At 58.5% G+C, this 21,566-nt stretch carries 18 protein-coding genes; 3 read left to right on the top strand and 15 right to left on the bottom strand.

The genetic code is table 11. The features are described 5' to 3' along the window. Nucleotides 1–1,368, top strand: a complete 1,368-nt coding sequence (locus DW349_RS05130; RefSeq protein ID WP_108125936.1) for a class II fumarate hydratase — start codon at nt 1–3, stop codon at nt 1,366–1,368. A 9-nt stretch (nt 1,369–1,377) separates the two neighbouring features. Here the strand turns inward: DW349_RS05130 and DW349_RS05125 are convergent, their stop codons facing one another. The 7 genes from DW349_RS05125 to rplU all read right to left on the bottom strand — a co-directional run bounded on the left by DW349_RS05125 (nt 1,378) and on the right by rplU (nt 8,285). After that, nucleotides 1,378–4,002, bottom strand: a complete 2,625-nt coding sequence (locus tag DW349_RS05125) for an efflux RND transporter permease subunit (RefSeq protein ID WP_108125937.1) — start codon at nt 4,000–4,002, stop codon at nt 1,378–1,380. Between the two features lie 74 nt (nt 4,003–4,076). Next, nucleotides 4,077–4,562 carry a methyltransferase family protein gene (locus DW349_RS05120; RefSeq protein ID WP_108125938.1) on the bottom strand — a complete coding sequence of 162 codons (486 nt, stop codon included), beginning with the start codon at nt 4,560–4,562 and terminating at the stop codon, nt 4,077–4,079. A 73-nt stretch (nt 4,563–4,635) separates the two neighbouring features. Continuing rightward, nucleotides 4,636–5,256 (bottom strand): DNA-3-methyladenine glycosylase I, encoded by a 621-nt coding sequence (locus DW349_RS05115; RefSeq protein WP_108125939.1) that lies wholly within the window; start codon nt 5,254–5,256, stop codon nt 4,636–4,638. Then, nucleotides 5,253–6,386, bottom strand: coding sequence for a glutamate 5-kinase (proB, locus tag DW349_RS05110; protein WP_108125940.1), 1,134 nt, complete (start codon nt 6,384–6,386; stop codon nt 5,253–5,255). Before proB ends, DW349_RS05115 begins: the two co-directional genes overlap by 4 nt. A gap of 46 nt (nt 6,387–6,432) precedes the next feature. Further along, nucleotides 6,433–7,617, bottom strand: a complete 1,185-nt coding sequence (cgtA, locus tag DW349_RS05105) for an Obg family GTPase CgtA (protein WP_108125941.1) — start codon at nt 7,615–7,617, stop codon at nt 6,433–6,435. 89 nt (nt 7,618–7,706) lie between these two features. Next, the gene (rpmA, locus tag DW349_RS05100; RefSeq protein WP_108125942.1) at nt 7,707–7,961 is read right to left on the bottom strand and encodes a 50S ribosomal protein L27; all 255 of its coding nucleotides are present in this window, start codon (nt 7,959–7,961) and stop codon (nt 7,707–7,709) included. Nucleotides 7,962–7,973: 12 nt separating this feature from the next. Next, nucleotides 7,974–8,285, bottom strand: a complete 312-nt coding sequence (rplU, locus tag DW349_RS05095; protein ID WP_108125943.1) for a 50S ribosomal protein L21 — start codon at nt 8,283–8,285, stop codon at nt 7,974–7,976. A gap of 269 nt (nt 8,286–8,554) precedes the next feature. On the opposite strand from rplU, the gene DW349_RS05090 reads away from it, so the two are divergent. Beyond that, nucleotides 8,555–9,526 (top strand): polyprenyl synthetase family protein, encoded by a 972-nt coding sequence (locus DW349_RS05090; RefSeq protein WP_108125944.1) that lies wholly within the window; start codon nt 8,555–8,557, stop codon nt 9,524–9,526. Nucleotides 9,527–9,532: 6 nt separating this feature from the next. Here DW349_RS05090 and DW349_RS05085 read toward each other — a convergent pair whose 3' ends face one another. The 5 genes from DW349_RS05085 to DW349_RS05065 all read right to left on the bottom strand — a co-directional run bounded on the left by DW349_RS05085 (nt 9,533) and on the right by DW349_RS05065 (nt 14,348). Next, nucleotides 9,533–10,201 (bottom strand): flagellar brake protein, encoded by a 669-nt coding sequence (locus DW349_RS05085; RefSeq protein ID WP_108125945.1) that lies wholly within the window; start codon nt 10,199–10,201, stop codon nt 9,533–9,535. Between the two features lie 132 nt (nt 10,202–10,333). Beyond that, nucleotides 10,334–11,551, bottom strand: coding sequence for a hypothetical protein (locus DW349_RS05080; protein ID WP_108125946.1), 1,218 nt, complete (start codon nt 11,549–11,551; stop codon nt 10,334–10,336). Next, nucleotides 11,548–12,453 (bottom strand): SDR family oxidoreductase, encoded by a 906-nt coding sequence (locus DW349_RS05075; protein WP_108125947.1) that lies wholly within the window; start codon nt 12,451–12,453, stop codon nt 11,548–11,550. Before DW349_RS05075 ends, DW349_RS05080 begins: the two co-directional genes overlap by 4 nt. A gap of 9 nt (nt 12,454–12,462) precedes the next feature. Next, a complete protein-coding gene (locus DW349_RS05070) occupies nt 12,463–13,053 on the bottom strand; it encodes a single-stranded DNA-binding protein (RefSeq protein WP_108125948.1) in 591 nt (196 codons plus the stop codon). A gap of 110 nt (nt 13,054–13,163) precedes the next feature. Then, entirely contained in the window at nt 13,164–14,348 is a 1,185-nt protein-coding gene (locus tag DW349_RS05065; protein ID WP_162824616.1) for an MFS transporter, read from the bottom strand. Nucleotides 14,349–14,512: 164 nt separating this feature from the next. Between DW349_RS05065 and uvrA the strand changes: the two genes are divergently transcribed. Continuing rightward, on the top strand, nt 14,513–17,353 hold the full coding sequence (gene uvrA / locus DW349_RS05060) for an excinuclease ABC subunit UvrA (protein ID WP_108125950.1): 2,841 nt from the start codon (nt 14,513–14,515) through the stop codon (nt 17,351–17,353). Between the two features lie 70 nt (nt 17,354–17,423). On the opposite strand, the gene mazG is transcribed toward uvrA, so the two are convergent. The 3 genes from mazG to cysM form a co-directional block, all read right to left on the bottom strand. Further along, nucleotides 17,424–18,260, bottom strand: coding sequence for a nucleoside triphosphate pyrophosphohydrolase (gene mazG / locus DW349_RS05055; RefSeq protein WP_108125951.1), 837 nt, complete (start codon nt 18,258–18,260; stop codon nt 17,424–17,426). A gap of 22 nt (nt 18,261–18,282) precedes the next feature. After that, the gene (gene relA / locus DW349_RS05050; RefSeq protein ID WP_108125952.1) at nt 18,283–20,526 is read right to left on the bottom strand and encodes a GTP diphosphokinase; all 2,244 of its coding nucleotides are present in this window, start codon (nt 20,524–20,526) and stop codon (nt 18,283–18,285) included. A 75-nt stretch (nt 20,527–20,601) separates the two neighbouring features. Next, nucleotides 20,602–21,495 (bottom strand): cysteine synthase CysM, encoded by an 894-nt coding sequence (gene cysM, locus DW349_RS05045; RefSeq protein ID WP_108125953.1) that lies wholly within the window; start codon nt 21,493–21,495, stop codon nt 20,602–20,604. Nucleotides 21,496–21,566: the final 71 nt, after the last annotated feature.

Here is a 21,566-nt window from a genome sequence, read left to right as displayed (position 1 = left end):
ATGCGCACCGAATCCGACAGCTTTGGCGAACTCGAGGTCCCCGACGACGCCTATTACGGTGCCCAGACCGCACGGGCACTGACCAACTTCCAGGTTTCCGGCGAGCGTTTGCCGGACGCCTTCATCAACGCCCTGCTCAGCATCAAAGCCGCCGCCGCCCGCGCCAACGCCGAGTTGGGCACGCTGGCCGCCGACCGTGCCGAGGCCATTGTCGCGGCCACCGAACAGGCCCGCGAGCTGGACTACGACGCCCAGTTTCCGCTCGATGTCTTTCAGACCGGTTCCGGTACCAGCACCAACATGAACGTCAACGAAGTGGTGGCGCATCTGGCGCACGAAGCCAGCGGGCTGGACATACATCCCAACGACGACGTCAACGCCAGTCAAAGCAGCAACGACAGCATTCCCACCGCCATTCAGGTCAGCAGTGCGCTGGCAGTTGAAACCGAATTATTGCCAGCCATTACCGCGCTGCGCGATCGCATCGACGAACGCGGCAACGCCTTCGCCAATATCGTCAAAACCGGCCGCACCCATTTAATGGACGCCATGCCGATCACACTGCAACAGGAATTCTCCGCCTGGAGCGAAGCGCTGAGCACCAGCCAACGTCGGCTGCAACAAAGCCTGGTGCGGATCAAATCGCTGCCTCAGGGCGGCACGGCCATCGGTACCGGCATCAATGCGCCAAAAGGTTTTGCGGAGCGTTTTTGCTTTCATCTGAATCAGCAAATTCACAGCGATTTCAGTCCGCACAACAACGCCTTTTACGGCATCAGCAGTCAAGATGCGTCGCTGGAATTGTCGTCGCATTTGAAAGGCCTCGCGGCCACGCTGATTAAAATCAGCAACGATTTGCGCTGGATGAATTCCGGGCCATTAGCAGGCCTCGCGGAAGTGGAATTGCCGGCCCTGCAACCGGGTTCATCGATTATGCCAGGCAAGGTGAATCCGGTGATTCCCGAAGCGGTATTGATGGCGGCTTATCAGGTGATTGGCTTTGATACGGCGATCACTTTGGCTGCCCAGTCAGGCAATTTCCAGCTCAACGTCAGCCTGCCATTAATCGCCCGTAATTTGCTGCAAGGCACTCAATTAATGACACAGGCGTGCGAGCACTTAGCAGCAAAAGCCATCGCTGGCTTGAAGGCAAATACCGCCGCCATTGAAGCGCCGTTGCACCGCAATCCGATTCTGGTGACAGCGTTGAATCCGGTAGTGGGTTATCAAAAGGCGGCGGAAATCGCCAAGGCGGCGTACAAAAACGGCCGGCCGATTATCGATGTCGCCACCGAGATGACCGACCTTTCACGCGAGGAATTGGAACGCTTGCTGGACCCAACCATCCTGGCCCATCCGCAAGACTGAGCCAATGGCTCAGTCGTTCGATGGTATCAGCGATTGCGGTTTTGGAAACGGCTTGAACAACACGATCAGACGCGGCAACAAGGTCAAAGCGCCGACCAGGGCAACCACCATCGCCAGCGCCGTCAGCAGACCGAAATAGAGCGTCGGCCGGAAGTTCGACAGCATCAAAATCGAGAAGCCCAGAATGATGGTCAGAGAGGTGTAATACATCGCTTTGCCAATGGAATCGTGGCTGCGTTTCAGCGCGCGCACATACTGGCCGTCTTTGGCAAATTCGCGTTGGAAACGCACGATGTAATGAATGGTGTTGTCGACCGCAATGCCGATGGTAATGCTGGCAATGGTGATGGTCATCATGTCCAGCGGAATGCCGAACCAACCCATAATGCCGAGCACACAACCGGCGGCGAGCAGATTCGGTGCCATGGCAATCAAGCTGAGTTTCAGGCTGCGGAACAACAATAAAAACATCAGCATGATGCCGGTGAACACCGCACCCAACGTTTTGATTTGCGAATCAAACAGGCTCTGCAACATGTTGTTGTAGAGCACCATCATGCCGCTCAATTGCACCTGGCCCGGTTCGAAACCGAGTTGCTCAACTGCGTCGGTTTCGATGCGCTGCAACAAGGCGTCGCGCTTCAGGCCGTCCATCGAATCGAGAATGCGCACGTTGATGCGCGCCTGGTTATGTTCGACCGACACATAGGGGTCGATTACCAACGCCCGGAACTCTGCCGGTATCACTGAGTACAACAACGCTAACTGCAAATTGCTCAGCGGTTCGCCGTTATTGAACGATTCGGCAATGGTCACCATGGTCGCCAGCGAAATGACTTTGCCGGTTTCCGGCTGGGCGTCCAAATAATTATGCAGCGCCCGAATCCTTTCCACTTTGTCGCTGGTGAACCAGTATTTTTGCGGGTCGTCGTCTTCGACAAAATCATCCTGGAAAGAGCCAACCTGGCCGCCGTCCATGCTGAGAAAATCTTCTTCAATAAAAGCGCTTTCAGAATCATCGATAAAGCCATCATCGGCCACTTCGGATTGCATGGCCGCAACGCTTTCCGCCGCCTCTTCCAATTGTTCGACATCGACACCGTCGGCCGGTTGCAACGACGACGCATCCGGAAAATTAATCAGTACTTCCAGCGGCGTGGTACCGCCCAGGCGCTGATCAATCACCGTCATGCCCTGATAAATTTCGGTGTTTTCGCCGAAGTAATCGATAAAGCTGTTTTCCACCACCAAACGCGAAACACCGACCAGCGTCAGGCCGGCTAACGCCAGACTGGCAACCCAAATCCAACCGCCGGAACGCAGCGTCAGATGAGTAAAAAACCGACTCGCCACACCGCCCTGACGCCGCTCACCGGTGCTTTCTTTTTTACCCAGCAGCACCAACATCGACGGGAATAACAGGAAGGTCACGACAAAGGCAACGCCAATACCCAGCGTCATCATCCAACCAAAATTAATCACCGGGCGGATGCCGCTGAACAACAAGGAGGCGAAGGCAACGCCGGTGGTCAGCGCCATGTACAAGCAGGGCACAGCGATGCGACGGACCGTGGTGGTCACCAATTGGCGCTGATCCCAATCGGGATGTTTCCGCAGCAATTCGCGGTAACGCACGATCAAATGAATCGACATCGACATCGTTAAAATCAGCAGCAACGAAATAAAATTGCTGGAAATGACCGTCACCGGCCAGCGCCCCCAACCGAGAATACCGAGCATGGCGACAACGACGACGCCGCAGCTGATCATCGGCAACACCACCCAACGCGGGTGACGGAAAATAGCGGTCAAAGTAGCAATCAGCAGAAACAATACGCCGACACCGAAGGTGATCAGATCGCTGCGCACAAAACGGATGATGTCGTCGGCGATCATCGGCACGCCGCCTAGGTGCAGTTCGCCATAGGCTTCGTATTTAGCCATGATGGCGCGCACAGCTTCGATGGCCTGGCCGATGCTGGCCGAGCGCTCGTCGCGGCGGTCACGCAAAGCGGTTTCCACCGCCGTTAACTGGTCTGGATCGAAGTCGGCGGATTCAGCATCGCGCAACGCCTGCAATTGCTCGCGCTGCGCCAGCAAATCATCCTGCACTTCATCGCGCGGGAAGTTAATTTGCAGTGCCGTGGTGTTGGCATCGAGGTTCAGCAGCAAGTTGACGTACAGCGGGCTGTTCGCCAATTCCGAGCGCGCCATATCCAAATTGGCGTCCGGGTCTTCGAGCGTTTTGATGTTGCTGACCAGCTCAGTCATCGGCACCGGTGGGTTGGACAACAACGGCACGTCCATTACCGACACCACCGAATCGACCGCGTCCAGTTGGCGCAATTCGTCGCGTAAATCGAGTAAGACGTCCAGGGATTTCTGAGCGAACAAAGACTCTTCTGGCGTATACGTCAGCACCAGAAATTCCTGCGAACCGTAGCGCTCGGAAACGGTGCGGAATAATTCCAGATCGGGATCGTTTTCCAACAGCAGACTTTCGGCGGACGCATCCAGCGAAAAATGCCGGGCCTGGTAACCGAAGACGGCCAACAATACAGCCAACGCCACCATCAACCAGAGGGCGCGTTCGGTAATCAAGCGTTCATAGAGGTGAAGCAGACGAGACCACATGCTGAGTGTTTCCTTGGCGAAGCCTGGGCAGCAAAACGCCCATGCTACTTAAGGGTCGGCTTGTTGGCGACTGTTTAGGTGTCGCTCGACGGCTGTTCTTTGCAACGGCCGCACCAGCGACAAACCCGCCGGCAGTAAGCCTGATATCGGACGCCGTATTCTTGTTCCAGCACGCGTTCTTCAGACCGGATAAACACCCAATACAACACCAGAACAAACAGCGGTACGACCACCCAGGAAGACACTGACCCGACCCAGATCGACAAGCCGACAGCAATGCAGACCGAGCCCAGATACATCGGATTACGACTGATGCGGAACACACCACGTTCCACCAGCGAAGTCGGCCGTTCGAACGGACGACTGGTGGTACCAGCGCGCTGCAATTCGCGATCGGCAACAATGTTGAGCAAAGCGCCGAGCACCAGAGGGATCAATCCAATGAAGTTCCAGGGGTAAGGGAAAAGCGTGCCAATTGGCCAGATAAAATGCAGTGAGAAGATGCCGAGCATCACCAGCAATCCCAGAGCCGGGGGCAGAAAGGGGGGCTTGTGCTGCATCAATAAAACTCAATAGCCAATTACGACACCCAACATTGTACGGGCCTCGGACTCTGGCTACAGGCGTCGAAAGTCACGACTTTGCACCGATCGGTGCAAAAGCTTCGGCTTCGGCAACGCAGGCGTCGAAGCAATGGCAGTCAGTCAGGTGATCCATGACCAGACCCGTCGCCTGCATAAAGGCATAACAGATGGTTGGGCCGACAAAATTGAAGCCGCGCTTTTTCAGCGCTTTCGACATGGCTTCGGCCTGTGGCGTGACCGCCGGAATCTGATCCAGTCGTGACCAGCGATGAATCAGCGGTTTGCCGTCGACAAAGGACCAGAGAAAGGCTGCAAAATCGTCGCCTGCATCAAGCATCGCCAGATAGGCCCGCGCATTACGACGGATCGATTCCACCTTGAGCCGGTTGCGCACGATGCCCGGATCGGTCAGCCGCTCGGCCAGATCGGCGTCGCTGAATGCGGCAATGGCAACCGGATCAAAATCGGCGAAGGCGCGATAATAATTGTCCTGTTTTCTCAGGATGGTGATCCAACTGAGACCAGCTTGCTGACCGTCCAGACACAGCTTGGCAAACAGTTCGCGACCATCGCGCACCGGCCGTCCCCAAACGTTGTCGTGATAGGCCTGATACAGCGTATCTCCGCCGCACCAGCCGCAGCGTCTTTTGTCGTCGTTCGCGTCGGTCATAACAGCACCAGATTGTCGCGGTGAACCAATTCCGGTTCCGCCATGTGGCCCAGAATGCGCTCGAATTGACTGGACGGTTGTTTGACCAGCAGCGCCGCTTCGTCGCTGTCGTAATTGCACAAACCGCGACCGATCACGCGTCCGCTGTCGTCCAGCAGCGACACACATTCACCGCGCTGAAAACGGCCTTTGACCGCAGTGACGCCCACGGCCAACAAACTCTTGCCCTGCTCCATCAATGCCCGGCACGCACCGGCGTCGAGTGACAGTTCACCCTTGGTTTGCAGATGGCCCGCCAGCCATTGTTTGCGCGCTACCAGCGGTTCCATTTCCGGCGTTAATTCCGTGCCGATGCTGTCGCCGGCACGAATGCGCAGCAGCACATCGTCCAAGCGACCGCCGGCGATGACGGTAACAGCGCCGCTACGCGACGCCAGACTCGCGGCCCGTACTTTGGTGGTCATACCGCCACGACCCAGCACACCGCCGCCGCCGGCCATACCAGCCAGACGCGGATCGCTAGCGGAGGCTTGTTCAATCAACTGTGCATTGGGGTTATGGCGCGGGTCGGCATCGAACAAACCGTCCTGGTCGGTCAGCAAAATCAACGCATCGGCTTCGACCAGATTGGCGACCAAAGCGCCCAGGGTATCGTTGTCGCCAAAGCGAATTTCGTCGGTCACGACGGTGTCGTTTTCATTAACGATCGGGATGACTGGCAAGGCCAGTAACGCACGCAAGGTGGAGCGTGCGTTGAGGTAACGGCGACGATCCGACAGGTCGTCGTGCGTCAATAAAATTTGCGCGCTGTGATAACCGTGTTGCTGGAAAAAATCTTCGTAGGTCTGCACCAGTTTGGTCTGACCAACGGCCGCCGCCGCTTGCAGCATTTCCATCGATTCCGGGCGCGTCTGCCAACCCAAACGGTGCATGCCAGCAGCCACCGCACCGGACGATACCAGCACAATTTCCACGCCTTGCTGGCGCAGCGACGCCATCTGCGCCACCCACTGACGGATGCGCACCTCATCCAATCCGCGACCGTCGTTGGTCAACAAAGCGGAACCGATTTTGACCACCCAGCGCTGACCTTCGGTCAAAGCAGAATGGCGTTGCCGGGTACTGCTCACCGGCGCTCTCCTTTAGCGAAACGACTGCGGCATGATAGCGCCCCGATCAGGGCGCATAAATGATTTCCACATCGTGATCGTCGTCGTCATCGTCGCTGTCTTTGGCGCGTTGTGCGCGACGTTGCTCGGCCAGCATGCGAATGCGCGCGCGCGCTTCGCGTTCGACCTGATCGCGGTGCGCGATGTCGGCTTCCAAACGATCCGGATCTTCGGCCAGCGCTTCGTTATCGGCTTCCAGCCAATCCATCAGCGCGCCGGTCAACGCCTTGGTGCCTTCACCGGCCATCGCAGAAATGGCGAACACCGGGCCGTCCCAGTCCAGCGCTTTTATGACTGCATCGATGCGCGCCTGGCGTTCGTCTTCCGGCAGCAAATCGATTTTGGTCAGCACCAGCCAACGTTCGCGTTGCGACAATGCTTCGCTGAAGGCTTCGAGTTCGTCGGCAATGGCGCGGGCGTTCTCAGCCGGATCCGATTCATCAACCGGGTACAAATCCACCAGATGCAACAACACCCGGGTGCGCACCAGATGTTTCAGAAAACGAATACCAAGACCGGCACCTTCGGACGCGCCTTCGATTAAGCCGGGAATGTCGGCCATAACAAAAGAGCGCATGTCGTCGACGCGCACCACACCCAGATTCGGCACCAGGGTGGTGAACGGATAGTCGGCGACTTTCGGTTTGGCAGCGCTGACCGAACGGATCAGCGTTGACTTGCCGGCGTTGGGCAAACCCAACAAACCGACATCGGCGATGACTTTCAATTCCAACCGCAAGTTGCGCGATTCACCCGGCGTGCCTTTAGTGAACTGGCGCGGTGCGCGGTTGGTGCTCGATTTAAAACGGGTGTTGCCAAGGCCACGAAAACCGCCTTGGACAATTTTCACGGTTTCGCCGTCAGTGCGCAGATCGGCCAGAATTTCTTCGGTGTCGGCGTCGATGACGGTGGTGCCGACCGGCAGAATCAAGGTGGTGTCTTTACCGGCGCGACCGGTCATGTCTCGGCCTTTGCCGGGCTCGCCATTTTCGGCTTTGTAGCGACGGGTATAGCGGTAATCGATCAGCGTATTGACACTGTCGTCGGCTTTCACCCAAACGCTGCCACCGTGGCCGCCGTCGCCGCCGTCCGGGCCGCCCTTCTCGACGAATTTTTCGCGCCGGAAGCTGACACAGCCGTTGCCACCCTTACCGGCTTCGACGCTGATACTGGCTTCGTCCACAAATTTCATCGGTTACTGCGACCTCTGTTTGAATCGGTACGGATACAAAAAAGCCCTGCGATGCAGGGCTTTTAGCAAGAGCGTTGTTAACCCGTCGATCAGGCGACGATGTTGACGAACTTGCGCTTTTCTTTGCCCTTGGTGGTGAATTCCACCTTGCCATCGGCTTTGGCGAACAGGGTGTGATCCTTGCCAATGCCAACGTTGTCGCCGGCGTGGAAACGAGTGCCACGCTGACGAATGATGATAGAGCCAGCAGAAACGGTTTCGCCACCGAAGGCTTTCACGCCCAAGCGTTTGCTCTGGGAATCGCGACCGTTGCGAGTACTACCACCTGCCTTTTTGTGAGCCATGGTTTCTCTCCGTTATGCTGAAATACCAGTGATCTTAACTTCAGTGAACCACTGACGGTGGCCCATCTGCTTCATGTGGTGCTTACGGCGCTTGAACTTCAGGATCTTCACCTTCTTGTGACGGCCATGAGCCACCACTTCGGCAGAGACCTTGGCGCTTTTCACAGCGGGCTCGCCCACGGTGATTTTGTCGCCATCAGCGACCAGCAACACCTTGTCGAAATCGATTTTGGCACCGGTTTCGGCTTCAATTTTTTCCAGCTTCAGCGTGTCGCCTTCGCTGACGCGGTATTGTTTACCGCCACTTACGATTACAGCGTACATGGGATTCTCCATCTGAGTGTTTCCGACCCGCACCGACCTCATTACTTGAAACCTGCTGCTAAAGGCATCGCCTACGCTGGGAGCACCCTATGACAGGGAATGAAGCGGATCGATCAGGGCGCGCAATTGTACGGATATCAACCCCACCGCGCAAGCCCGGATTGGCCTAACTTCAGCGGAACCGTTCGACCCACCTCCGCCTGCCTGACGCCGGCCACCGGCCCTGTTAAGCTAGCCGCTTTCCAACCTGAGCAGGACCCGCGCACCACATGGATCAGAATGCCATCTTCGCTGTTGTTGCCGACGACTTCGCAGCCGTCAACCGAACCATTTTGGCGCAACTGGAATCGCGCGTCCCGCTGGTGGAAAAGATCGCCGATTACATCATTTCCAGCGGCGGCAAACGCCTGCGGCCATTGTTGACACTGCTCAGTTCGGGCATCAGCGGCGGTGCCATTGACCAACGCCATCACAAGCTGGCGACCGTTATCGAATTCCTGCACACCGCGACCTTGCTGCACGACGACGTGGTCGACACCTCCGACATGCGCCGTGGCAAACCCACCGCCAACGCCAACTGGGGCAATGCGCCGTCCGTACTGGTGGGCGACTTCCTCTACGCCCGTGCCTTTGAATTGCTGGTCGAGATCGGTGAGATGTCGGTGATGAACCGGCTCGCCATCGCAACCCGAACCTTGGCCGAAGGCGAAGTCATGCAGTTGATGAACGTGCGCAACCCGAATGTGAGCGAAGCGCAGTACATGGACGTCATCAAAGGCAAGACCGCCATTCTGTTCCAGGCCGCCAGCGAAACCGCGGCGTTGCTCAGCGGTCTGAGCGCGGATGAGTGCGACCGTCTGGCGACGTACGGACTTAAGTTGGGATTGGCGTTTCAGTTGATCGACGATGTGCTCGATTACGATGGCGACGCCGCCAAGCTGGGCAAAAACATCGGTGACGATTTAGCCGAAGGCAAACCAACGCTGCCGTTGATCCGCGCCATGCAGACCGCTCCGGAAGCTGATGCTCAACTGATTCGCCGCGCCATTCGCAAAGGTGGCTTGGATGATATGGGCGCCATTTTGGACATCGTGCACAGCTGCGGCGCCATCGATTACGTCAAAACCCAGGCACGTCAACAGGTGGAACAGGCGTTGGCACAGCTCGATGGTTTTGCCGACAGCCCCTACAAAACCGCCTTGGCGAGTTTGGCGGAGCTGGCTGTCGCGCGCGATAACTGAGGCGGTTTAACGCTCGGCGCCGCGCGCCATCTGGGCATTGACGAAGGCTTGCAGCGCCAGGAAGTCGATGTCCGACACGTACTTGAATTCGATGCCATACGCCGCTGCGCTGTTCGACAACTCCTTCCGATCCAGCACCGCCCGGATCACCGCTTCGATGGAAATCACCCGGGTCACATGACCCACCGACACCTTCGACGTCATCAGCAGAATGTCGCCCGGTTTGCCCAGCGCCTGCAGCGTTTCCAGACGCGCGCCAGTGGTCGACAAATCGACAATGGCGCCGGTACCACGCTCGCCGGTGGTGCTGGATTGATTGACGATGGTGACCTGCAAATTCGCCAGCACCCGTTCGGCTTTACGAATTTCACCGGCTTCGACCCGATCCGGCCAGGTCAGGTGCAGGTAGTACGCCGGCGTGGTGCAGATGTGTGCCACCTGAGTGCGGAACGCACAGGCGCTCTTGTTGGAGAAAAAGCGCACGATCACGCCCTGCTCTTTGCGCAACAGCAACGGCCGGTGCTCGCCGAGTAACGGCGTGGTGATCAACACCGTCCGGCCCGGAATGTAGCCAATCAGGTTGACGTTATGGCGCTTGCTGTCGCCGCCTTCGACCTCGAGTTTCATACTCAGGCCGGTGGTCAGGCGTATTTTACTGAAATCAATACTGGCCATCGCCAGGCTTCCTCCAAACACACTCGGCGTGCTCAACCTTGGGGTTGACGACACACACGCACGAGCACAATTCGATAGACCGTTTGTCGCCGCCCGCTGGATGCAAGGCCGACACGGTGGCGCTGAACGTGATCAACGCTGATACAAAGGACTGTTTGCCAACCAGGCGCGCGTCGAGGCAACCAGCTCGCGCAGCTGAGATTCGGTCATCACTTCGCCTTCGCGCATCCACGGCTGCCAGAATGCTTCCGGCGGCATAAGACTGTCATCGGTCAACAGGCCGATTTCTTTACGTTCCTGGTCGGATAAAGACTGCAACCAGAGCAACATTTCCAGGCCTGCAACGTTCGCCACCATGTCTTCCGCGCTGAAACCCGTGGGCCGCGTCAACGCATCTGACCACTCCTTGTAGACCGCCAATTCCAACACCGATTGCGGCGACATCTGTGTGCCCAGCCACATCGCCAGCACAAAATGCCGCGCCAGATCATAACGCCCTTGCAGCGTCAGCCGCTTGAACGGCAGTTCCGGCAAATCTTCACCCGGCGTCAGGCCGGAGCTGGAACGCAACGCCGCGTAACTGAGCGCGCCCAACATGGCGGGGGCGTCGGCGTCCCAATCGAAATCCGGCCGCGCCAGCATGGCCTGCATGGCGTCGCGCAGCGGGATGCGGAAATCCTCGCGCTGGCCCAGCCAATCGCCCAGCCAGAGCACTTCTTCGCGCAATTGCTCAACCTGTTGCGGGTCCGACCAGAACGGTGCAAAGCGCTGCATCCAACCGGCCAGCAACGGATCGTCCCAGACCACCTCCAGCGCCATCTGGCCGTCGGTTAATTCCACCTTCGGCTGCAATTGCCGCCACAGCCGTTCGGCATCGGATACCGACGGCACCGCAGCCAGACGCAAGTTGACCCGTTCCAACAGATAAGCGGGCAAGCGGACGCCCGCGATGCTCAGCTGCGCCAGATAAAACGGCTGCTGCGGTTGCCACTGCAATTGCAGCGGCAGATAACGGTCCCAAATGCCGGTCGGCCACCAGACATCCAACGCCAGCCGCTCCGGTGTCACTTCGGCGCGAAATTGCGAATGCGCCAGACGCGGCTGAGTCGACGCCAGTAAAATCGCCAACTTCTGAATATCCGCTTCACTGACTTCAATGCGATAAGTCTGGCCGCTGACCAACCGCGCCGGATGATAATCCTCCAGCCACTGGCGGTATTTACGCAGATCGCTGAGTGGAATGATGGTGCGCGGCACGGCGCTGTCGTCGTCGGTCAGCCACCAGAAGGTGCCAACCAACGCCACGATCAGTATCGCTATCAGCAGCAACAGTCGGCTCAGCAGCCTCACTGGGTGTCCTCGGCGTGATTTTCGAAGCGCATTTTTAATGCATCCTGGATGCCACGTCGCCAGGGTTGTTGCTTGATGCCGAACGTCGCCAACACTTTGCGCGCCGCCAATTCGGCGTTCACCGGCCTGGGTATGTTGTCTTCCGGCTCCACCACAGCGTCGGTTTCGGCTAACTGTTCAACGCTGACATCGACGTATGACTTGGCCGCCTTGACCACGGTTTCGACGAAGGTACGCCAATCGGTGCGGTCGCTGCCAACGTAGTGATACGTGCCCCAAAGCGGCGGATCGACCTGGCAATCGACTTGCTCAAGCATGGCGAAAATAACGCGCGCCAAATCGGCCGCCGGCGTCGGGCAGCCTTGTTGGTCGTTGCACAGATTCAGCACGGCACGGTCGGTCAGTTGCGCCAGTGTGCGGGTCAGCGGGTTGTCGCCATCCGGACCGAATACCCAGGAGGTACGCACAATCAAATGCTGCGGACAGGCCGCCCGCACCGCCTGCTCGCCGGCCCACTGGCTTTCACCCAACACCGACAACGGATGCGGCGTGTCGTTTTCCAGATAGGCCGCCGCCTTGGTGCCATCAAAGATGCGTTCGGACGACAACTGCACCATACCAATGCCGCGTGCAGCACAGGCCTGAGCCAACAGCGCCGGGCCGTCGCGATTGAGCGCAAAGCTGGCGGTTTCATCCTGCTGCGCCAGCGTTGCATCGAACAGACCGTCGGTGTTGATCAGATATTGGGGTTGATGCTCCGCCAGGGCGGCGTCGATCGCCGCCGCGTCAGTGATGTCCAATTGGCGGCGATCCAGGGCGACGAATGTCACCTCACGGCTGGTCAACAACCGCGTCAGTGCCAGACCGACCTGACTGCCCGCGCCGGTCACCAAAATGTTCACGGAGCGACCTCAGAAAGGAATGTCGTCGTCAAAGTCGTCGAAGTTATTGTTGCCCGGCTGAGAACCGGTCTGTGGTGCCGGTTGGCTCGGCGCAGGTTGCCCACCACCAAAGCCGCCGCCCTGGTTGGATTGACCACCGCCAAAACCACCGCTGTTTTGCTGACCGCCGAAACCGCCCTGCGGTTGACCACCAAAGCTACCGCCCTGGTTGGACTGGCCGCCGCCGAAGCCACCGCCACCCTGGCCCTGACCGCCTTCACTGCGACCGCCGACAAATTGCATCTCACGCGCGACGATTTCAGTGGAGTAACGATCCTGACCGTTTTGATCCTGCCATTTGCGCGTCTGCAAACGGCCTTCGATGTACACCAGTGAACCTTTGTGCAGATAGTTCGCAGCGGTTTCCGCCATGCGACCGAAAATCACGATGCGGTGCCACTCGGTTTGTTCCTGACGATTGCCTTGATCGTCCTGCGGTCCGAATTCGTTGGTGGCAACGTTCAGGTTAACCACCTGAGTGCCCGAAGCCGTGGCACGAACGTCCGGGTCCTGACCCAATCGTCCGAGAATGATGACCTTGTTTACCGTGCCTCTTGCCATGATCGATATCCTGTTGGTTAAACGCTCTTGAAAGCAGCCATCCGGGCCACTTGCTTAGGGTATGAAGTTGAGTCCAGTGGTGACTATCATCGGTGCGCACTCCGGTCCGGTCAATCCGCCACTGTCACCGTACGGGCGCTGCGTTCGGCCCACCACAGCACCAGCATCCAGCTGCCCATGGCGACCACGGCCAGTGCAGCCAGACCCAGCCGACCGAACTGCCCGAACAACCAGCCGCCGAGCACGCCGCCGCAGGCTGCGCCCAAAAACTGGCCGGTGGAAAACAAGCCCATAGCCGTGCCACGCGCATCGCCCGGCGCACGCCGACTGAGCAACGACGGCAAGCTGGCTTCAATCAGGTTAAAGCCGACAAAAAACAGCCAGATCAGCACCACGCTCAGTGCCAGCCAGGCGTTCAGACCCAGGCTTAATGTCGCCACCAACACCAATGCCGCGGCGAACAGCAACACCGGCACATGCCAGCGACGGCGTTCGGCGATCATGATCAGCGGCGCCATGGCGACGAACGACAGCACCATGACCGGCGCGTAGATCCAACCCAGTTGCGACGGGTCCGCACCCTGGCGCGTCAGCATCACCGGCAGGCCGACGAACAGCGCCGTCATAGTCAGATGCAGACAGAAAATGCCGAGGCTCAGTGGCGTTAATTGCCGGTCGCGTAATACCGCGCCCAACTGGCTGCCGCGCCACTGCCGCTCTTTATGCACCACCGGCCCCGGCGGCGTTGGCAACCAGGCGAGAATCAACAAACTGCCCAACGCCAGACCGGCGGTCGCCCAGAACAGACCGGCCAGACCAAAACCGCCTGCCAGCCAGGGGCCAACCATCACCGCCAACACAAAGGAGCCGCCGATGACCGCACCGACAATCGCCATCGCCTTGGTGCGTTCCTCTTCGCGGGTGTAATCCGCCAGCAAAGCCAACACCACGCTGGCGATGGCCCCACTGCCCTGCAGTGCACGGCCGACGATCAGCCAGACCACATCGTCCGCCAAAGCAGCCAACACAGAACCGGCGAAGAAAATCATCAAGCCAGCAAAAATGACCGGCTTGCGACCAAAGCGGTCGGACAACATGCCCAAAGGGATTTGTAACAACGCTTGAGTGACGCCATAAATGCCCAGCGCCAGACCGAGTGTTTGAGTGGTTGCGCCAGCCAGATGCTGACCATAAAGCGTTAAAACCGGCAGCACCATAAAGAGGCCGAGCATGCGAGCGGCGTAGAGGCTTCCCAGTCCAAACAGCGCGCGTTTTTCCAGCGAATTGAAAGCCATGAGCGGGGGTTCTGCGTATCCGACATCGTGCGAAGCCGCGCATCTTAACAGAAAAGAACCGGGCGGTGGTCCCGCTTGGGTTCTGTACATATATACAGTAAACTGGCGCCTTTGTGTCGGGCCGCCGTCACGACGCCAAAACGCCATTACGCCGAGAGGAACGCATGGACAAGATCACCGTCCAGGGGGCTCGTACCCACAACCTGAAAAACATCGACGTGGAAATCCCGCGCGACCAGCTGGTCGTGCTCACCGGCTTGTCCGGTTCGGGCAAATCCTCTTTGGCGTTCGATACGCTCTACGCCGAAGGCCAGCGCCGCTACGTGGAGTCGCTGTCGACTTACGCGCGCCAGTTCCTGTCGATGATGGAAAAGCCCGATGTCGATCACATCGAAGGCCTGTCACCAGCGATTTCCATCGAACAGAAAACCACCAGCCACAACCCGCGCTCCACCGTCGGCACCACCACCGAAATCTACGATTATTTACGTTTGCTCTACGCCCGCGTCGGCGAACCACGCTGCCCACATCACGATGAACCGCTGGCGGCGCAAACCATCAGCCAGATGGTCGATCAGGTTCTGGCGCAACCGGAAGGTTCAAAACTGATGATGCTGGCGCCGTTGATCGACGACCGCAAAGGCGAGCACCTGCACGTATTCAACGAACTGCGCAGCCAGGGTTTTGTGCGGGTACGCGTTGACGGCACGGTGATGGATTTGGACGAAGTACCAACGCTCGACAAAAAACGCAAACACAGCATCGAAGCGGTAGTCGATCGCTTCAAAGTCCGTGACGATCTGAAACTGCGTCTGGCCGAATCGTTCGAAACCTGCCTGACGTTATCCGGCGGCACCGCCAAAGTGGTGTGGATGGACGAAGACGGCGACGACCTGCTGTTCTCCGACCGCTTCGCCTGCCCGGTGTGCGGTTACTCCATCGCCGAACTCGAACCGCGCATGTTCTCATTCAACAACCCGGCCGGCGCCTGCGAACAGTGCGACGGCCTGGGCGTAAAACAGTATTTCGACGGCGGCAAAGTGGTACGCGACCCGAGCCGCAGCCTGGCCGAAGGCGCCATCGCTGGCTGGGACCGTCGCGCTGTTTATTACTTCAGCCAGATCCAATCGTTGGGCGAACATTACGGCGTCGACATCGACGTGCCGTTCAGCAAGCTGCCGAAAAAATTCCAGAAAATTGTGCTCGAAGGCAGCGGCAACACCGAGATCGAATTCTCTTACGTGAACAGCCGCGGCGCTGTGTACAGCCGCAGCCATTCGTTCGAAGGCGTCATGCCGAATATGGAGCGGCGCTACCGCGAAACCGACAGCCAGATGGTGCGCGAAGAACTCGCCAAATTCCTCACCGAACAGGACTGCCCCGGTTGCCACGGCTCACGACTGAAAGAAAGCGCGCGCCATGTGTTCGTCAACGGCATCAATTTGCCGGAAGTGACGCACATGGCGATTGGCGATGCGATGCGCTATTTCGAAGCGCTCAGCCTGAGCGGATCGAAAGCGCAAATTGCCGATAAAATTCTGCGCGAAATTGGTCAGCGACTGTCGTTCCTGGTCAACGTCGGTCTCGATTATTTAACGCTCGACCGCAGCGCCGATACGCTGTCCGGCGGCGAAACCCAGCGCATTCGTCTGGCCAGCCAGATTGGTGCCGGCCTGGTGGGCGTCATGTACATTCTCGACGAACCGTCCATCGGTCTGCACCAGCGTGACAACGACCGGCTGTTGCAAACGCTCACCAACCTGCGCGACCTGGGCAACACCGTTTTGGTGGTTGAACACGACGAAGACGCCATCCGCGCCGCCGACTACGTGCTCGACATCGGCCCCGGCGCCGGCATTCACGGCGGCCAGATTGTCGCCGCCGGCACGCCAGCGGAAATCATGCGCAACCCGAATTCGCTGACCGGTAAATACCTCAACGGCCAGGAAGCGATTCATGTGCCGGAACAATTGACCGCAGCCGACCCGAAACGCCAACTCACCATCACCGGCGCACGCGGTAACAATCTACAAAATGTGACGCTGAATCTGCCGGTCGGTTTGCTGACCTGCATCACCGGCGTATCCGGTTCGGGCAAATCGACCTTGATCAACCGCACGCTCTACCCGCTGGCGGCGGCCAAACTGAACAAAAACACCACCCTGTCGCCGGCGCCGTTCAAAGACATCAAAGGGCTGGAGCATTTCGACAAGGTCGTCGACATCGACCAAAGCCCGATTGGTCGCACACCGCGTTCGAACCCGGCCACTTACACCGGCACCTTCACTGCCATTCGTGAGTTGTTTGCCGGCACCCAGGAAGCGCGCTCACGCGGTTATCAGCCGGGCCGATTCAGTTTCAACGTCAAAGGCGGTCGCTGCGAAGCCTGTCAGGGCGATGGCGTGATCAAAGTAGAAATGCACTTCCTGGCCGACGTTTATGTGTCGTGCGATGTGTGCGAAGGCCGACGTTACAACCGCGAAACGCTGGAGATTCGCTACAAGGGCAAAAACATTCACGAAGTACTCGACATGACCATCGAAGAAGGTCGCGAATTCTTCGATGCCATTCCGGCGCTGGCGCGCAAACTGCAAACCCTGATCGACGTCGGTCTGACCTACGTCAAACTGGGCCAGAGCGCGACGACGCTGTCTGGCGGTGAAGCGCAGCGCGTCAAGCTGGCACGTGAACTGTCTAAACGTGACACCGGCAGCACGCTGTACATTCTGGATGAACCGACCACCGGCCTGCATTTCCAGGACATCAAACAGCTGCTTGCGGTATTGCATCGCCTGCGCGACGACGGTAATTCGGTGGTGGTAATCGAGCATAATCTGGACGTCGTGAAAACCGCCGACTGGGTTGTCGATCTGGGCCCGGAAGGCGGCAGCAAAGGCGGCCAGATTATTGCCGAAGGCACGCCGACCGACGTCGCCAACAACCCGGCGTCAATCACCGGCCACTACCTGAAACCGCTGTTGCAGCGACGCGCCGAATCGGCCTGATCGCCACTGTTCGGTTTGCCAAAAAAAAGCCCGGCTCATTGAGTCGGGCTTTTTTAATTCGATTGGAAATTCAGTCGTCAGTCGTGGCGCGAGTCCGTGCTTTGGCCTCGTCCCAGAACGCGTCCAGTTGCGCCAGACTGAAGTCGGACCAATCGCGACCGCTGACTTCAACCTGACGTTGCACATGCCCAAAACGCGATTCAAATTTCGCCATGGTTCGACGCAACGCCTGCTCCGGATCAACCTTTAAATGCCGCGCCAAATTCGCCATTACAAACAACACATCGCCGAGTTCGTCTTCGATGGCGTCGTTGTCGCCGCTGGCTTCGGCCTCACGTAATTCAGCCAACTCTTCCTCAATTTTGGCGTATACCTCGGCCGTCGATGGCCAGTCGAAGCCGACCTTGGCGGCGCGGTTTTGCAATTTGCGCGCGCGTAATAATCCAGGCAGTGCATTGGGAATGTCGTCGAGCACGCCGCTGGGTTTTTCTTTGGCGGATTTTTCGCGCTGTTTCAGTTGGTCCCATTGCTGATTGACGGCATCGGTTTCCGGCCGCTGCGCCGGATCGATGCGACTTTCCAAAGTGCCGTCGGGAAATACATGCGGGTGGCGATACAGCAATTTTGCAACCAGATCGTGAATCACATCGTCGAGATCGAAGCGTTCTTCTTCACGCGCAATCTGAGCGTAAAACACCACCTGAAATACCAGATCGCCAAGTTCTTCGCGCAGGTGTTCGAAGTCGCCGCGTTCAATGGTGTCGATGACTTCGTACACCTCTTCCAGAGTGTGCGGCACGATGGAACGGTAATCCTGTTGCACATCCCAGGGGCAGCCGCTAACCGGATCGCGCAGCCGTTGCATCAGCGTTTTTAAATCGTCGTAACCGTAGCGACGCTGGCTCATGGCAGACCTTTTTGTCGGGCAATTATTGCGGGCGATGGAAGACGCGGCGCACGTCGGCCACGTTGGGAATTTTCGACAGTTGCGCCATCACTTTGCCGAGTGCGTCGATGTCTTCGATCTCGACCGTCAGCTTCATATCGGCTTGGCTTTCATCCTTGTTCGACAGCGTGTTCACCGAAGTTACGTTCAGGTTAGCGTTGGCCATGATCATCATGATGTCGCGCAGCAAGCCGGTGCGATCGTACGCCAGAATGGTGATGTCCACCGGATAAGTGCGGCGCGAACGACCGCCCCAACTGACTTCAATAATGCGTTCCGGTTCGCGGCTCTTCAGCTGCAACAAATTCACGCAATCCTGGCGGTGAATCGACACACCGCGGCCAATGGTGATGTAGCCCACAACCGGGTCGCCCGGCACCGGCTTGCAGCAATTGGCAATGGCGGTGAGCATGTTGCCGACGCCGTGAATCACCAGATCGCCGCTGGATTTGTGTTCGGTGACTTCGCCGAGTTGAATCTCGTCCGGCTGTTGCGGATTGACCAGACTTTCCGCCGCGTGCACCACCTGCATCAAGCGCAGATCGCCGGCGCCGATGGCGGCGTACAGATCGTCGGCGTTGCTGTAATTGACGCGTTGCGCCAGATCATCCATGTCCAGCTTGGGCAAGTTGAAGCGCTGCAATTCGCGCATCAGCATGGCGCGGCCTTCGGCCAGATTCTGATCGCGATCGAGCGACTTGAACCAGTGACGAATCTTGGCGCGCGCCCGGTTGGAATGCACATAGCCGAGATCGGGGTTCAGCCAGTCGCGACTCGGGCTGGCGTCGCGGCCGGTCAGTACCGACACCTGATCGCCAATTTTCAGTTGATGGTTCAACGGCACGATGCGGCCGTTCACCTTGGCACCGCGACACCGGTGGCCGATGTCGGTGTGAATCTTGTAGGCGAAATCGATCGGCGTCGCGCCGCGACCGAGATCGACGACGTGGCCTTCGGGTGTCAGCACATAGATGCGGTCGGTCTCGACGTCGCCGCCGAGTTCTTCGACCATTTCCTCGATGCCGCCCAACTCGTCATGCCATTCCAGCACCTGACGCAGCCAGTTGACCTTTTCTTCGTAGCCGCGCGAATGCGAGTTGCCCTTGGCGTCGGTGCCTTTGTAGACCCAGTGCGCGCAGACGCCCAATTCGGCGTCTTCGTGCATGGCGTGGGTGCGAATCTGCACTTCCACAACCTTGCCTTCCGGACCGATTACTGCGGTGTGCAACGAGCGGTAGCCGTTCGATTTGGGCGAGGCGATGTAATCGTCAAACTCACGCGGAATATGGCGCCACAGCGAATGCACGATGCCGAGCACGGTGTAGCAATCGCGCACGTCCGGCACCAGCACGCGGAAGGCGCGGATGTCGTACACCTGACTGAAGCTGATCGACTTGCGCTTCATCTTCCGCCAGATCGAATAGATGTGTTTGGCGCGGCCCTGAATTTCCGATTGAATGCCGGCCTTTTCGACTTCGGCCTGCAAAATCGATTGCACATTTTCGATATAACGCTGGCGGTCGAGGCGTTTTTCGTCGAGCAGCTTGGCGATTTTTTTGTAGTCCTGCGGCTCCAGATAGCGGAACGACAGATCTTCCAATTCCCACTTCAGTTGACCGACGCCAAGCCGATGCGCCAGCGGTGCGTAGATGTCGGAAACTTCGCGTGCGACCTTGTGTTTGCGAGCCGCCGGTGCGTGCTTGACGGCACGAATGGCGCAGGTGCGTTCTGCCAATTTGATCAAGGCGACGCGCACGTCGTCGATCATCGCCACCAGCATTTTGCGCACCGCTTCGCCCTGGGTTTCGTTCTGACCCAGAATCGCCGCGCGAGTGGATTTGTGTTGGGTGTGAATGGCGGCCATGCGCAGCACGCCTTCGATCAGGCTGGCGACTTGTGGGCCGAACTGGTCGCGTACGGTATCGAGCGGCAGTTCTTCTTCGCGCACGGTGCGGTAAAGAATGGCGGCGATCAGCGCATCCTGATCGAGGTTCAAATCGGCCAGAATTTCGGCCATTTCCAGACCGGTGCGATAGGCAGACTCGCCCTCGCCCCAGTGGTTTTTCGGCTGGTCGGTTTCTTCTTCGGCCCGCCGCGCAATGCGGCAGGCACGCACCAGCTCATCGCTGTCGATCAGCGGTGCTTTGTGTTCTATGCGAGCCAGCCAGGACTCCAGATCGACAGTGCCGTCACTGAATACCGGCTGGTCTTCCCGTACCTTTACCATCTAGGTCTCTTCTATCGACGTCCGAAGACTTCCGCTTCGAACGGGCGGACGGGCCATCAGCCCGGGCCGCAACACTTACCCCGAAAATACGCCGGTGGAGAGGTAGCGATCTCCCCGGTCGCAGACAATAGCGACGATGACGGCGTTTTCAAGTTCGGCCGCCAGACGCACAGCACCGGCCACGGCACCGCCGGACGATACCCCGGCGAAGATGCCTTCCTCGGCCGCCAGACGACGCATGGTGACTTCGGCGTCGTGCTGGTCGATGTCCAGAATGCGGTCCACGCGCCGGGCATCAAAAATCTTCGGCAGATAGGCTTCCGGCCAACGGCGGATGCCCGGAATCTGCGACCCTTCGCTGGGCTGCAAGCCCACCACTTCAATGTTGGGATTCTGTTCCTTCAGATAGCGCGACACGCCCATGATGGTGCCGGTGGTACCCATGGATGACACAAAATGGGTCACCTCACCCTGGGTATCGCGCCAGATTTCCGGGCCGGTGCTTTCATAATGCGCCTGCGGGTTATCGGCGTTGGCGAACTGATCCAGCACCCGGCCTTTGCCTTCGCTTTGCATTTGCAGTGCCAGATCACGTGCGTACTCCATGCCTTGTGCCTGAGTCACGCTGACAATCTGCGCGCCATAAGCCCGCATACTCGCGCGGCGCTCTTCGCTGAGGTTTTCCGGCATGATCAGAATCATCCGGTAGCCTTTGATGGCCGCCGCCATCGCCAGCGCAATGCCGGTGTTGCCGCTGGTGGCTTCGATCAGAGTATCGCCTGGCTTGATGTCACCCCGCGCTTCGGCACGGCGGATCATGCTTAACGCCGGCCGGTCTTTCACTGAGCCAGCCGGGTTGTTGCCTTCCAGCTTGAGCAAAATGGTGTTGGAACCGCCAGCGCCCAGGCGCTGCAACCGAACCAAGGGAGTGTTGCCGACAAAATCTTCGATCGTCGGGTAAGACGGCATACTGGCCTCCTGACGTTTTGAGTGCGCACATAATACTGCCTAATCGGTCACAAACCTAAAGCACCCGGCCG

Origin of the sequence: Saccharospirillum mangrovi, assembly GCF_003367315.1 — a bacterium.
In the GTDB taxonomy this organism is placed as follows: domain Bacteria; phylum Pseudomonadota; class Gammaproteobacteria; order Pseudomonadales; family Natronospirillaceae; genus Saccharospirillum; species Saccharospirillum mangrovi.
Note: the sequence above shows the minus strand (reverse complement) of the source record. Positions and strands in the feature narration are given on the sequence as shown.